The sequence below is a fragment of the Shewanella sp. WE21 genome, from assembly GCF_002966515.1.
GTDB lineage: Bacteria > Pseudomonadota > Gammaproteobacteria > Enterobacterales > Shewanellaceae > Shewanella > Shewanella oncorhynchi.
In genome coordinates this window covers 213,080-226,916 of record NZ_CP023019.1, presented here as the reverse complement: position 1 = coordinate 226,916, position 13,837 = coordinate 213,080, and the positions used below count along the sequence as shown (strand labels likewise).

Sequence of the window (13,837 nt, the reverse complement as noted above, 5' to 3'; positions counted from 1 at the left end):
AGCGAGATACTTCGACTCTTATTATATTCTTCGCTCAATGATATAGCGGGCGAAGTCTGCAATTAACTGGCTATTGTATGGCAATTTAGCCAGCGCTGATAGTGCCTCTTGGATCAGTTGTTTGGCGGTGTCTTGTGCACCTTGTAGTCCAAGTAGTTGTGGAAACGTACTCTTATTCGATTCAGTATCAGAGCCTTGCGGTTTACCTAGCTCTTCGGTGGTGGCTACGATGTCAAGAATATCGTCTTGTACTTGGAAGGCGAGTCCGACCGCACGAGCAAAATCCATCATAGCAGCATACTGATCTTTTGGCGCGTTTGCGGCGATCAAAGCTAACTCAACGGCGCAGCTGATAAGGGCGCCGGTTTTCATATTATGTAGCTGAGTTAACGCTTTAAGATCAATATGTTTATCGGTCGATGCTAAGTCTATCGCTTGGCCTCCACACATACCACGATAACCTGAGGCTTTGGCCAATACTCTTACCATAGCAATATGTTGTTCACTGCTGATCCCTGGTACGGCTTCGGTGACAATTTCAAAGGCTAAGGTTTGCAGAGCATCCCCCGCTAAAATGGCCGTCGCTTCATCAAAGGCGATATGCACTGTCGGCTGGCCACGGCGGAGCTCGTCATCGTCCATGGCGGGTAAATCGTCGTGGATTAATGAATAAGCATGGATACATTCAATAGCTGCGGCGCAAGCATCTAACTTTTCAAGTTCGACCCCAAACATGCGCCCTACACTGTATACGAGGAACGGTCGAATGCGTTTCCCTCCCAATAAGGCACCGTAAGTCATAGCGGCTTTTAATTGGGGAGCTGTATCTTCAAGCGTACTAAAACGCTGTTTTAATTGATCATCAACTCGTTGTTGATATTCTTGAATGGTACTGACTAACACGCTTATTCGCCCTCAACGGCATAGGGGGATAGGGGCGCATTTTCGTCTTGTTTCAGTAAAATGGCCACTTTTTGTTGGGCTTGTTCGAGTTTTGCTTGGCTATTTCGAACGAGATTGATGCCACGTTCAAATTGTTTTAACGCGTCATCGAGGGAGATATCGCCTTGTTCTAGATCGGCAACGATGCGTTCAAGTTCGCCAAGGGATTCTTCAAAACTAAGATTTTCGGGTTTCTTCGCCACGTTCAGGTTTCCTTTGATTTAGCGGACACAAGGTATATCAGGGCGGCGTAAGGGTCAAATTCAGACTAAAGATATTTGCTCAATAGCACGCTTTGTTACTGAAATTTTCCAGAAAATATAAATTGTCGCTAAACTTGCTTAGTGTGTGTCCGATAACTGACAATAGTATCATCATTTGTATGGTAATTTTTATCTGGATAAACAAGGCTCGTATGTGTGTCGGTAGGATTATCTTATTCGGTAGAATAACTGAGTGTTCTTGCTTACCCAGAGTAAGTATTATGTCGTTTATTACGAAAATTGAGGAGCCGTTGTGGATTTAGCAACAATAATCGGATTAGTCGGGAGCTTTGGTTTTATCATTTGGTCGATGGTGATCAGTGGTGGCGTAATGATGTTCTACGACTTAGCCTCGGTTGTGATTGTATTCGGCGGGTCTTTCTTCGTCGTAATGATGAAATTCAATCTAAAACAGTTTTTAAATGCGGCTAAAATAGCTGCAAAAGCTTTTGTGTTCAAAATTGATAAACCTGAAGACTTGATTGAACAGTCAGTGACTATGGCGGATGCTGCCCGTAAAGGGGGGTTTTTGGCATTAGAAGAAGCGCAAATTAGCAATACTTTTATGCAAAAAGCTGTTGATATGTTGGTCGATGGTCATGATGGCGAAGTGGTCCGTAACGCCTTAGAGAAGGATATTACGCTGACAGAGGAACGTCATCGCACCGGGATAGCAATTTTTAGAGCTTTTGCTGACGTGGGACCAGCTATGGGGATGATAGGTACACTCGTTGGTCTCGTGGCCATGTTAGCGAATATGTCGGATCCTAAATCTATTGGTCCCTCGATGGCCGTTGCACTTTTAACAACCCTTTATGGGGCGGTGCTGGCTAACATGGTTTGTATTCCTATCGCTGATAAGTTAACGATTAGGATGGGAGAGGAAATGCTTAACCGTAACCTTATTATGGATGCGGTATTGGCGATTCAAGATGGACAAAACCCACGGGTGATTGAAGGCTTTTTGAAAAATTATCTGGCTGAGAAAAATCGTAAAATCGATACAACGGACGGAGAGTAGCCGATGGCTAAGGCTAAGTGCAATTGTCCGCCGCCCGGAGCACCGATGTGGTTGGCAACATTTGCCGACTTGATGTCGCTGTTGATGTGTTTTTTTGTATTATTATTGTCATTTTCTGAAATGGATGTGATGAAGTATAAACAGATTGCGGGCTCAATGAAGTATGCCTTTGGTGTGCAAAATAAGGTGGAAGTTAAAGATATCCCGAAGGGGACTTCTGTCATTGCCTTAGAGTTTAGACCTGGTCGCCCTGAGCCGACTCCGATTGAAATCATTAACCAGCAAACGAATGAAATGACTGAACCTGTATTGGATTTCCAAGCGGGTGAAGACGATAGTGCGGGCGGCGTGCAGCAGCAAAATGGTTCTCAGCGGGGGGCGAAGCGAGTGCTACGGCTCAAGAAGTTGCCGATGCCGTTAAAGCGGAAGCGGCAGCGGCGCAAGAAAAGATCAATCAGCAAGTGAAGAAGATGGCGCAGGAGCTGAATAAAGAGATAACCGATGGATCGATTGAAATTGAGTCATTAGGTCAGCAGATTATTATTCGTATACGTGAGAAGGGGGCATTTGCTTCTGGCTCAGGTTTCCTGCAGCCTCGATTTAAACCTGTGGTACGCTCAGTCGGCGAATTGTTAAAAGATGTGCCAGGTGTCATCACAGTGTCAGGTTACACGGATGATATGCAAATAAGCGATGAGCTCTATAGTTCTAATTGGGATTTATCCAGCAAACGTGCCGTGGCAGTGGCCCATGAGTTAGTACAGGTCAGCGGCTTTGATTCTAATCGAATGAAAGTGGTTGGTATGGCGTCTAACAATCCGATTGTGCCTAACGATTCTCCGGAAAATCGTGCCCGTAACCGCAGGGTTGAAATTGCTATTGAGCAAGGTAAAGCGAAGGAGTCTGAAGAAATTCAGATCGGTAATTCGCCTTAAGTGTTTAGATACTCACCCAATCTAAAGCCGCAATAATCTTGCGGCTTTTTTATTGAGCTAATGTGGGCTTTTCCCTTTTTAGTTAACGTGTTATGCATCAAATCGCTGTGGTTGATTTAAATCCATTTGGGCTTTACGTTAATCACATTGAGTGTGTAATCCCTAAGTTTCCTTAACTATCCCTCAACGACTTATTGTTAATGATTCATCTCAAATCACTTATTTTAAGCAGGGCAATTCAAACTTCTCGAATAGGTTTTAGTGACATTATTTCAGCCTAATTAGCTGCCGTGATTTAGTCATTAATACGCGATGAATACGCCACAAATGTGGCCTGTGTCGCTGTTGGCTATGTGCGCTGAAACTCGCCTTTTTAGGTTGCTTGGGTATATAATCCCCCGATTATTCTTTTAACCAATTTTGCTGTTTTAAAATTGCCCGCGGAAATCCCATGAAGTTTATTGTAAAGCTGTATCCAGAAATCATGATGAAGAGCAAGCCTGTACGCATGCGCTTCACCAAAATGCTCGAAACTAACATCCGTAATGTGCTTAAAAAAGTTGACGAAGATGCAAAAGTGCAGCGTCAATGGGACCGCATTATGGTGATGGTACCAAAGGATAAGCCTGAATTGGCCCAAGCTTTCGGTGAGCGTCTGGCGTGTATTCCTGGCATTGCACACGTAGTGCAAGTGGATGAGTACAGCTTTGAATCTGTTGATGATATTTATCAGCAAGTCTTGCCTGTTTACCGTGACCAACTTGCGGGTAAAACCTTCTGCGTGCGAGTAAAGCGTACTGGCGATCATGATTTTAATTCTATTGAAGTTGAGCGTTATGTCGGTGGTGGCTTAAACCAGTTTACCGATGCGCTGGGCGTACGTTTAAAGAATCCGGACATTACTGTTAATTTAGAGATTGAGCGCGATAATCTTTATATGGTGACTAAGCGTATTGAAGGTCTAGGCGGTTTTCCGATGGCAACACAGGAAGATGTATTGTCCTTGATTTCGGGTGGTTTTGACTCTGGCGTCTCTAGCTATCAATTTATCAAAAAAGGCGCTCGTACCCACTACTGCTTCTTCAATCTGGGCGGCGCACAGCACGAAATTGGTGTTAAACAAGTGGCTTACCATTTGTGGAAAACCTACGGTGAATCCCATAAAGTGAAGTTTATCTCTGTGCCTTTTGAGCCTGTGGTTGCTGAGATTTTAGAGCGTATCGATAACGGTCAAATGGGTGTTGTATTGAAACGCATGATGATGCGTACCGCGGCGCGTATCGCCGAGCGTATGGGCATTCAAGCCTTAGTTACCGGTGAAAGTTTAGGCCAAGTGTCTAGCCAGACCCTGACCAACTTAAACGTCATCGACCGTTGTACTGAGCTATTGATTCTACGTCCCTTAATCGCCATGGATAAGCAAGACATTATCAACGAGAGCCGTAAAATCGGCACCGAAGATTTTGCTAAATCAATGCCTGAATATTGCGGCGTAATTTCGCAAAAGCCGACGGTAAAAGCGGTATTAGCTAAGGTTGAAGCGGAAGAGAAAAAGTTCTCTGAGGATTTGATTGATCAGATCATCGCCCAATCTGTCACTATCGATATCAGGGAGATCGCAGAACAAATGGATACTCGGATTACTGAGACAGAAACGGTTGCCAGTATCGATACCAACCAAGTGGTCATTGATATTCGTGCCCCTGAAGAAGAGGAAAGCAAACCGCTGCAAATTGAAGGTATTGAGATAAAGCGCATCCCATTCTTCAAGTTAGCGACTCAGTTTGCCGATCTCGATAAGCAAAAGACTTATTTGCTCTATTGTGAGCGTGGGGTGATGAGTAAATTGCAGGCATTGTATTTAATCGAGCAAGGTTACACGAACGTGAAAGTGTATCGTCCATAAGTCGGGCGAAAACCTGCCCATTGCCGTATATCGTCAGTGGGATTGATTTGCTATTCAAGTATAAAAAAGCCGCATATTAATGCGGCTTTTTCTTTGCTCTTACTGAGCGCGACCTGAGTTTCAGTGTCGTTTAGGTTATTCGGCTTTAACGACTTGCTGATGAGATGCGACATCGTCTGTGGCAATCAACAGAGTGGCTTCTTGTAGCACTTCTTGGTGCATTTTATTCATTGCAGCGGTTAAATCTGCAGTGATATTGGCTTGCAAGTCGCTTGTGTCAATGACGATTTCGTTAACGAGTACATTTGCACTGGCATTAAAGTTGAGTGCTGAGACTAATATTAACGCAAATGCCGATTTTAAATTGAACATAGTCGCCTCCGGGCTGACAAATTAACGCTGTCAGACATTCCCATCATCAACTTTGAGATTGTCTAACTTAGGTATTTCATAGCTATGGATGTTTCATCGCTATTGGTGTTTCGTTGATAAGCTGTTTCATTGGCGCAAAATTTAACCAAAAACGCTGGCCTTTACAAACGATTAAATGTAACAATACGGATTAGAAAAACTAATTAAAAAACGAGACTGAGATCACTATGTCGAGACGATTACCACCGCTTAATGCGGTTAAGGCTTTTGAGGCAGCCGCGCGGCATTTGAGCTTTACGCGGGCAGCGGAAGAATTGTTTGTTACACAGGCTGCGGTGAGCCATCAAATAAAGGCATTAGAAGATTTCCTCGGATTAAAATTATTTCGTCGAAAGAACCGTTCTTTGCTATTAACCGAAGAAGGGCAAAGCTATTTTCTCGACATCAAAGATATCTTTATTCAGCTTGCCGATGCTACCGACAGATTACTCGCCCGCAGTGCGATTGGTTCGCTGACAGTCAGTATGTCACCCAGTTTTGCGATTCAATGGCTAGTGCCACGCTTGGCTAAATTCAGTGAGAAAAATCCCGATATCGATGTGCGAATTAAGGCCGTTGATACCGAAGCGAGTTCATTAACCGATGATGTGGATGTGGCTATTTATTATGGCTTAGGTAATTGGCCCGGGCTACGTGCAGATAAGCTCAGAAACGAAGTGCTTATTCCCGTATGTTCGCCCATGTTGCTCAACGGTCCTAAACCACTCTCAAAACCGAGCGATTTAAAGTATCACACGTTATTACATGATATGAATCGTCACGATTGGCAGGCGTGGTTTAGGCAATGTGGCATTACCGATATTAATGTGAATCAAGGACCTATTTTCAGTCATTCGTCTTTGGTATTGCAGGCGGCAGCCCACGGTCAAGGGGTTGCCCTGGGTTACAGCGTGCTGGCACGCCCCGATATTAAAGCTGGGCGGCTTGTGTGCCCATTCCAAGAAGTCTTGGTCAGTAAAGATGCTTATTACTTAGTTTGCCAGCAAAACCATGCTGAACTGGGTAAAGTGGTGGCGTTTCGTGAATGGATGTTAGACATGTTTGCCGAGGAGTCTCGCAGTGAGTTGTTGCCCGGATAAGCCGAGTTATGTATTAAAAGGGGAGCCTGCGAGTACTTTGATTTTATTGGCCCACGGTGCGGGTGCTAACATGGATTCTGATTTTATGCAGGCCATGTCGGCGGGATTAGTTGCTCAGGGCTTCCGAGTGATGCGCTTTAATTTTTCTTATATGCAGGCGAATGCAGTCGATGGCAAACGGCGTCCACCGGACCGTGCGCCTAAATTGCTCGCGTGTTTTACACAGATGCTCGATATCGCCCACTCACAACCACAAGTTGAACGTGTGGTGTTAATGGGGAAATCCATGGGCGGTCGTATGGCGGCCCTATTAGCCTGCGATCCTGCATTAGCGGCGCGCATCGATAGGGTGATTTGTTTAGGTTATCCTTTTGTGCCACTCAAAGGCGGCGAGCCTAGATTGGAACCTTTGAATGAATGCCAAGTCCCAGTATTAGTCGTACAGGGGGAGCGGGATAAGTTTGGTGGCAAAGCGCAGATCCCAAGCTGGCCCTTGAAAGCTGAGATAGGATTGGCTTGGATAACCGACGGCGATCATAGTTTTGTCCCAAGAAAGTCGTCAGGCACCAGTGAAGCCGCTAACCTTGCACGTGCTATTGATTTATCAAGTGATTTTATTCGTGAGCTTGATGTTGAGCGAATAAATGTTGAATGAGTTAATCCCATTCCAGCAGGAGCGTTAAATGCGTAAAGGTTTATTGTTACTCGCCGCCGTGAGCGGATTCTTAGCCGTCGCTTTAGGGGCTTTTGGTGCCCATGGTTTAAAAGCGGTCGCGCCACCAAACTTAATTGAAGTCTTTAACTTAGGTGTGCAATATCATTTCTACCATACCTTTGCCCTCATCATGGTTGCCTTCTCGGGCCAATGGTTAACCTCGCGTTTACTGGACTGGTCGGCATATCTCTTTGTCGCAGGCATAGTACTATTTTCGGGCTCACTATATGGACTGGCCTTGTTTGGGACTAAGTGGTTAGGTCCTATTACGCCTATGGGTGGTGGTTGTTTCTTACTCGGTTGGTTATTATTTGCCGCCGCGGTATGGCGTCACAAAGTTATCGACGGCCATGAGTCTTAATCGCTGATGCTTATGTGAGTTAACAGGCTTAGGGCGCACCTAAGCCTTTTTTATTTCTCTAATCGCAATTCAAGGTTCAGCAGTAGGCAAATAGGGCATTTGTGGATTGAAATTGGTATACTGGCGCCCAAATCGATAGTCAGCCAATGCTTTGGCTTGGATTTCTCAGGGATCCCCATGAAAAACCTATTTTTATTCTGCCGCGCAGGCTTTGAAAAAGAATGCGCTGCAGAAATCCAACAGCGAGCCGGTGAGCTCAATGTGGGTGGCTTTGTTAAGGCCAACAATAACGACGCTTATGTTGTATACCAATGTTTTGAAGACGACGCTGCCGATACGTTAGTCAAACAATTACCTTTAGATTCGCTCATTTTCGCCCGCCAGATGTTTGCTGCTAGCGACTTGTTAGTCGACTTGCCTGAAAATGACAGAATAAGCCCAATCGTTGCGGCGCTCAGTGACGTCAGCAAAGCGGGTGAAGTGCGGGTTGAAACACCTGACACTAACGAAGCGAAAGAGCTCTCGGCTTTTTGCCGTAAGTTCACTGTGCCTTTACGCCAGCATTTGAAAAAATCGGGCAGTTTGCTCGCGCAGGAAAATCCCAAACGTCCGATTATCCACGTGTGTTTTATTGGACCCGGCCGTGCCTATGTGGGTTATTCCTACAGTAATAACAGTTCGCCACATTTTATGGGCATTCCACGCCTTAAAATGGCGGCGGATGCACCGAGTCGTTCAAGTCTGAAACTCGACGAAGCCTTTGGCCAATTCGTGCCTAAGGAAGAGCAAGAAGAGCGTATTCGCAGTGGCATGAACTCAGTGGATTTGGGCGCTTGCCCTGGTGGCTGGACTTATCAACTGGTGCGTCGCGGCATGTTTGTGTCGGCAGTTGATAATGGCCCTATGGATGAAAAACTGATGGAAACGGGCCAAGTGAAACATTACCGTGAAGACGGTTTCCGTTTCGAACCGCAACGTAAAAATATCTATTGGCTGGTGTGCGACATGGTTGAGAAACCTGCGCGTGTTGCCGAACTGATTGAAGCTTGGGCGATTAACGGTTGGTTTAAGGAAGCGATTTTTAACCTTAAATTACCGATGAAGAGCCGCTATAAAGAAGTGACTGCTATCCTTGAGACCATGCAGACGATTCTTAAAGAGAATGGTGTGACGGATTTTAAAGTGCAGTGTAAGCATCTTTATCACGACCGTGATGAAGTGACAGTGCATTTATGGCTACGCCCTAATACCGCTTGGAATTAATTCCAGTGCTAACCCTGCGGTGATCTTGTTGTCGCTAGAATGGTAATTGTCACGCGGGTATAAAGCCACGCAGGTTTAAAAGCTAGATAACAAAAAGCCCCAAAGGAAACTTTGGGGCTTTTTCGTGTTTACTCATTTGAGTTTCAAGCGCTTGCTTCTTTTAAGCTTTTACTTGAAAACGCGCGTTATAGGCTTGTCTTAAACGCGCTTAGCATTGAGATCACAGACGCTCAAGCACAGCTTGCGTGAAGTCAGTCGTGCCGTGAGTGCCGCCTAAATCGCGAGTCGTACGGTCGCCTTCTGCGATCACTGCAGATACCGCTTTACGGATTTGCTCAGCTTTGTCAGCCATACCTAAGTATTCCAGCATTTGGATAGACGCTAAAATCACTGAGGTTGGGTTTGCGAGGTTTTTGCCAGCGATATCAGGCGCACTACCGTGAACGGCTTCGAAAATCGCAGCATCACGGCCAATGTTTGCGCCAGGTGCCATACCTAAACCACCCACTAAACCGGCACACAGGTCCGATAAAATGTCACCGAATAGGTTAGTCGTCACGATCACATCGAAGTTTTCTGGGTTCATCACTAACTTCATGCACGTTGCATCGACGATCATTTCTTCTGTCTTGATGTCTGGGTAACGTAGGCTCACTTCGCGGGCCACTTTCAGGAACAGGCCTGACGTTGACTTCATGATGTTAGCTTTGTGTACAATAGTGACTTTCTTACGGTTTTCTTTACGGGCCAGTTCATAGGCGAAAGTGGCGATTTGCTCGGCACCTTGGCGAGTCACGATACTGGTTGCTTCGGCTGTTAAACCATCTTCAGACACTTTTTGACCATGGCCAGAATACATGCCTTCGGTGTTTTCACGTACTGTGATGATATCGATATTTTCGTAACGGGCTTGGGTACCTTTGAAAGACAGTACTGGGCGTACGTTAGCATACAGACCGAATTTCTTACGCAAGGTTACGTTGATAGAAGTAAAGCCTTCACCAACGGGAGTCGTCAGCGGCCCTTTCAGCGTGATACGGTTTTTTTCAATGAGTTCTAAAGTGCGTGCTGGCAGTAACTCGCCTTGCTTTTCAAGTGCAGTCAGGCCGGCATCGGCAAATTCATATTCAAAATCACAGCCCGCTTTATCAAGAATTTTTAAGGCTGAATCAATAATACTTGGGCCAATTCCATCACCTGGAATTACGGTTATCGTTCTTTTTGACATGGAGAAGTCCTTCCACGGTTCGTCGTTACTGCAATTGTCTGCCCCAGTGCTAACTGGATAGCAGGACTATGAATTTGGTATTTTTTCTGCCTATTATTTTAACCATCTTTGGTCAAACTTCACAGGAAATAGTGAGCAATATCACGATTTTTTATGTGGTATAACTTGTAAAAATACTGGGTTCTCACCATGATGGAGAACCAATGGTTAAAAAAGTCTACTTTAGTCTAACAAATATATAAAAGAGGAAGACATTGAAGTTAATCCCTATCACATCTCTGGTTTTGTTATCCCTTGGAGTATTGCCAGCAGTGCAGGCTGAAACCAGCACTAAACCGCTCACCCTAACAGACATTATGCATTTTGAATCCCTTGAAAAGCCGGTTATCTCAGATAAGGGGCAAGTCATCGCGGTCGAGTCTGCGCCCGATCGCGGGGATAGTCACGTCATTGTGAAAAATGTCCTGTCGCAGCAAAGCTATCAAATCGCGGGGGGGTCAGATCCCTTGGTGAACCACGATGGTCGTTATGTAGCTGTGGTGGTTAAACCGAGTTTGCTCACGCGTGAAACGAGTGATGCCAAGGCGAAGAAAAAAATCAAATCCGACATGGTGTTGCTCGATACTCAAACTGGCACGCAAACTCGCTTCGAGCGTGTGAAGGAATTTGTGTTCAGTGATGACGGTAAGCATCTGGCGATTGGATTTGAGGCTGATGAAGAGTCCAAAAAAGATGCTGGGCCTAAAACTACCGAAAAACTCGCTGAAGCAGGCACACAAAGCCCTGCGAATATTGATAAGCCAAAGGTCGATAAGTTTGACCAAGGTCGACGTTTTACGTTGCTCAGTTTAGAAGACCAAACAAAGCGAATTGATGTCGAGCAGGTTACTGGCTATGTTTTTGATAAGGCAAGCCGTAGACTCGCGCTGGCAGTGAACGATATCACCAATAAGCAACATCAATTGCAGTTAGTCGATTTAAACACTCACAAAAAAACCGTTGCCTTTGATTCGCCTAGCCAACAGATTGGTGCGTTAGCGCTGGCTAAAAATGGTCGTTGGCTTGCATTTACGCAGGGCAAAGACAGTGAGTTACCTTATGGCCGCAGCTATCAGTTATCGCTGGTCGATTTGCAGTCGGGCAAAATCAGTAAAATCCCTGAGTCACCCGAGTGGAAACTTAATCGCTACACAAGTTTAAGCTTCTCATTGGACAGCGAACGGTTGTTTTTTGGCCGCGTACCTGAGGTGAGTCAGCAGCTCAGTTTGCAGAAGATCACCGAAGAAAAAGACCTGTTCGATACAAATATTGTCACCGGACAGCGTGGGCTTAAGGTGTGGCATGGGGATGATCCTCGTATTAAGCCTAATGAAATCAAGCAATATGAGGATGAGCAAAAACGCACTTACCTTGCGGTATTGCATTTAGGCTCAAATAACGTGGTGCAGCTTGGCGATAAAACTGTTCCAGATGTGACGATTTCACAACATAAACGTTTTATGTTGGCCAGTTCAGATTTGCCCTATCGCAAGATGGCAACTTGGGCAGGGTTCTACCAAGATTATTATCTGGTCGATATTAATACTGGCAGTAAAGTGCCATTTTTGACACAACAGCCGAGTGATGCCGAGCCTACGCTGTCGGGAAATGGCAAGTATGTGGCTTATTATCAGCAAGGTAATGTGTATCTCTATGATATTGCACAGGACCGTCGCACTAATCTCACAAAATCCCTAAAGGTCAGTTTTGCCGATGAAGACCACGATTATCCATCCAGTGCTCCAGGATATGGTTTTGGACCTTGGCTTAAAAATGATGCGGGTTTCTTGGTTTACGACAAATACGATGTTTGGCAGTTTAATACCGAATCTAAGGCGGGTTTTGCCTTAACCGCAGGTAAAGGGCGCACTCAGAAAATTCAATATCGGCTTGAGGGCTTAGTCGATAATCCCGATGAGCCGACAGAGCTTGCCTATAACGCTACGGTTTTACTCCACGGTTATAGTGATAAAACCAAGGCCGATGGTTTTTATCAAGCCACCTTGGGTGAAGCAGGCGTGAAGACGTTGATGCAAGGTGAGTATAAGCTGACAGTATTGGGACGCAGTAAAGACGCCGATACTATCGTGTTTTCTAAGGAACGTTTTGACTTATTCCCTGACTTGTATACGGCCAGCTATAGCGCACCGCAAAATGCAGTTAAGCAAACCGATTTAGATAAGCAGCGTCAAGCCTTTAACTGGAGCCAATCCGAGTTAGTTCACTGGACAAATGGCGATGGTAAACCGTTAGATGGCGTGCTGATCAAGCCGACGAATTATCAAGCGGGTAAGCGCTATCCTGTACTGGTTTATTACTATCGCTTTATGACGGATAGACTGCATGCCTTCCCGCAGATGAACATTAACCACAGACCTAACTTTGCTTGGTACATCAATAATGGCTATGCGGTGTTCCTACCGGACATTCGCTTTGAAATTGGTTACCCAGGGGCGAGTTCAGTACAAGCGCTCACGTCTGGCGTGCAAAAGCTGATTGAGATAGGCATTGCTGATCCCGATGCTATTGGTTTGCAAGGTCATTCTTGGAGTGGCTATCAAACGGCGTTTGCCATTACTCAAACTAAGATGTTTAAGGCGGCGGTTGCAGGTGCTCCAGTATCGAACATGACCAGTGCCTATAGCGGTATTCGCCACGGCACAGGTATTGCGCGTCAGTTCCAATATGAAACCGGACAGAGTCGTATTGGCGCAAGTTTGTTTGCCGCGCCGCAAAAGTATATTGAAAACTCGCCAGTATTTTATGCTGACCGTATTCAAACGCCTTTGATGATCATGTTTGGTGATAAGGACGATGCAGTGCCTTGGGAACAAGGTGTTGAAATGTACTTAGCCATGCGCCGTGCGGGTAAAGAGGTGGTGTTCTTACAATACGAGGATGAGCCGCATCACTTGAAAAAGTACCCGAACAAGCTCGATTACAGCATTCGCATGATGCAATATTTCGACCATTATCTGAAGGGAAAACCCGCGCCAGAATGGCTCAGCAAAGGTGAAGCCTATGTTGAGTATAAGGCCGATGATGAATAGGCAATTGGTTTAGTTGTTTTACAACTGAGTCAATTCGTTGATTGTCAAAATAAAAACGCCACCGATTCGGTGGCGTTTTTATTTAACTGTCAGTCGTATTTATTTACTGGTTAATGTCTCTTGGGCAGAGCTGAGGGCTGTGTCAGTATCTGCATCGAGATATTGCTTATAGGTATCTTGGCCCCAAGCAATCAATTGATCATTTTCAAAAATAAGTGGGGTACATTCCTCTTTCGTGGTTACACCGTCTGATTTTTCATGGTGAGTGCGATAAAAGAGCACCTGTAGCTTGGTTTCTTTTACGGCTTTGGCCTCTGAAAAGTCAGCTTTACCTAGTAACTGTTTTACTGAAACGATATTTTGCCCTAGCGCTAACTCGTTCATTTTTTGGCTGTTATAGGACTGTCGGTCCTCCCAACTCATGTCATCTGGCGTAGGTTCATAAACGAGTACCACCACAGCGACAAAGGCGACGTAGGCGGCGAAAATGCTACCGATGATTACCGAAACTTTTGATTTCATTTACAGTTATTCCTTTACCTCATTAAATGAGTCACGTTATTACGTCCATAAAATACGCTTTTGTTGTTCTAAGGTAAATGC

At 45.2% G+C, this 13,837-nt stretch carries 12 protein-coding genes and 1 pseudogene; 8 read left to right on the top strand and 5 right to left on the bottom strand.

Going from position 1 to position 13,837, the window contains the following annotated elements; genetic code table 11:
* Window positions 1–21: 21 nt before the first annotated feature.
* Window positions 22–903 (bottom strand): (2E,6E)-farnesyl diphosphate synthase, encoded by an 882-nt coding sequence (gene ispA, locus CKQ84_RS00920; protein ID WP_028760690.1) that lies wholly within the window; start codon window positions 901–903, stop codon window positions 22–24.
* Between the two features lie 2 nt (window positions 904–905).
* Entirely contained in the window at window positions 906–1,145 is a 240-nt protein-coding gene (gene xseB, locus CKQ84_RS00915) for an exodeoxyribonuclease VII small subunit (RefSeq protein ID WP_006080884.1), read from the bottom strand.
* Between the two features lie 313 nt (window positions 1,146–1,458).
* Between xseB and pomA the strand changes: the two genes are divergently transcribed.
* The 3 genes and pseudogenes from pomA (at window position 1,459) to thiI (ending at window position 5,067) form a co-directional block, all read left to right on the top strand.
* Window positions 1,459–2,226 carry a flagellar motor protein PomA gene (gene pomA / locus CKQ84_RS00910; RefSeq protein ID WP_028760689.1) on the top strand — a complete coding sequence of 256 codons (768 nt, stop codon included), beginning with the start codon at window positions 1,459–1,461 and terminating at the stop codon, window positions 2,224–2,226.
* A 3-nt stretch (window positions 2,227–2,229) separates the two neighbouring features.
* Window positions 2,230–3,161, top strand: a pseudogene (locus tag CKQ84_RS00905) (flagellar motor protein MotB).
* Between the two features lie 451 nt (window positions 3,162–3,612).
* On the top strand, window positions 3,613–5,067 hold the full coding sequence (gene thiI, locus CKQ84_RS00900) for a tRNA uracil 4-sulfurtransferase ThiI (protein ID WP_028760687.1): 1,455 nt from the start codon (window positions 3,613–3,615) through the stop codon (window positions 5,065–5,067).
* Window positions 5,068–5,202: 135 nt separating this feature from the next.
* Here the strand turns inward: thiI and CKQ84_RS00895 are convergent, their stop codons facing one another.
* Window positions 5,203–5,439: a hypothetical protein gene (locus CKQ84_RS00895; RefSeq protein ID WP_105249770.1), complete on the bottom strand. Its 237-nt coding sequence runs from the start codon at window positions 5,437–5,439 to the stop codon at window positions 5,203–5,205.
* A 227-nt stretch (window positions 5,440–5,666) separates the two neighbouring features.
* Between CKQ84_RS00895 and CKQ84_RS00890 the strand changes: the two genes are divergently transcribed.
* The 4 genes from CKQ84_RS00890 (at window position 5,667) to rlmM (ending at window position 8,917) form a co-directional block, all read left to right on the top strand.
* Window positions 5,667–6,578, top strand: a complete 912-nt coding sequence (locus tag CKQ84_RS00890) for a transcriptional regulator GcvA (RefSeq protein WP_105249769.1) — start codon at window positions 5,667–5,669, stop codon at window positions 6,576–6,578.
* Entirely contained in the window at window positions 6,559–7,233 is a 675-nt protein-coding gene (locus CKQ84_RS00885; protein ID WP_105249768.1) for an alpha/beta family hydrolase, read from the top strand. Before CKQ84_RS00890 ends, CKQ84_RS00885 begins: the two co-directional genes overlap by 20 nt.
* 28 nt (window positions 7,234–7,261) lie before the next feature.
* A complete protein-coding gene (locus CKQ84_RS00880; RefSeq protein WP_011918954.1) occupies window positions 7,262–7,654 on the top strand; it encodes a DUF423 domain-containing protein in 393 nt (130 codons plus the stop codon).
* A 177-nt stretch (window positions 7,655–7,831) separates the two neighbouring features.
* Entirely contained in the window at window positions 7,832–8,917 is a 1,086-nt protein-coding gene (gene rlmM / locus CKQ84_RS00875; RefSeq protein ID WP_011846285.1) for a 23S rRNA (cytidine(2498)-2'-O)-methyltransferase RlmM, read from the top strand.
* A 220-nt stretch (window positions 8,918–9,137) separates the two neighbouring features.
* Here the strand turns inward: rlmM and CKQ84_RS00870 are convergent, their stop codons facing one another.
* Window positions 9,138–10,145: an isocitrate dehydrogenase gene (locus tag CKQ84_RS00870; RefSeq protein ID WP_028760682.1), complete on the bottom strand. Its 1,008-nt coding sequence runs from the start codon at window positions 10,143–10,145 to the stop codon at window positions 9,138–9,140.
* Between the two features lie 254 nt (window positions 10,146–10,399).
* Here CKQ84_RS00870 and CKQ84_RS00865 point away from each other — a divergent pair, with 254 nt between their 5' ends.
* Entirely contained in the window at window positions 10,400–13,234 is a 2,835-nt protein-coding gene (locus tag CKQ84_RS00865; protein ID WP_028760681.1) for a prolyl oligopeptidase family serine peptidase, read from the top strand.
* 99 nt (window positions 13,235–13,333) lie between these two features.
* Here CKQ84_RS00865 and CKQ84_RS00860 read toward each other — a convergent pair whose 3' ends face one another.
* Window positions 13,334–13,756: a DUF3192 domain-containing protein gene (locus tag CKQ84_RS00860; protein WP_028760680.1), complete on the bottom strand. Its 423-nt coding sequence runs from the start codon at window positions 13,754–13,756 to the stop codon at window positions 13,334–13,336.
* Window positions 13,757–13,837 lie beyond the last annotated feature (81 nt).

Bases quoted from the DNA above. Each gene is read 5' to 3' on its own strand.
- thiI (WP_028760687.1), top strand. From the start codon at position 3,613: ATGAAGTTTATTGTAAAGCTGTATCCAGAAATCATGATGAAGAGCAAG.
- CKQ84_RS00895 (WP_105249770.1), bottom strand. From the start codon at position 5,439: ATGTTCAATTTAAAATCGGCATTTGCGTTAATATTAGTCTCAGCACTC.
- CKQ84_RS00890 (WP_105249769.1), top strand. From the start codon at position 5,667: ATGTCGAGACGATTACCACCGCTTAATGCGGTTAAGGCTTTTGAGGCA.
- CKQ84_RS00880 (WP_011918954.1), top strand. From the start codon at position 7,262: ATGCGTAAAGGTTTATTGTTACTCGCCGCCGTGAGCGGATTCTTAGCC.
- rlmM (WP_011846285.1), top strand. From the start codon at position 7,832: ATGAAAAACCTATTTTTATTCTGCCGCGCAGGCTTTGAAAAAGAATGC.
- CKQ84_RS00870 (WP_028760682.1), bottom strand. From the start codon at position 10,145: ATGTCAAAAAGAACGATAACCGTAATTCCAGGTGATGGAATTGGCCCA.
- CKQ84_RS00860 (WP_028760680.1), bottom strand. From the start codon at position 13,756: ATGAAATCAAAAGTTTCGGTAATCATCGGTAGCATTTTCGCCGCCTAC.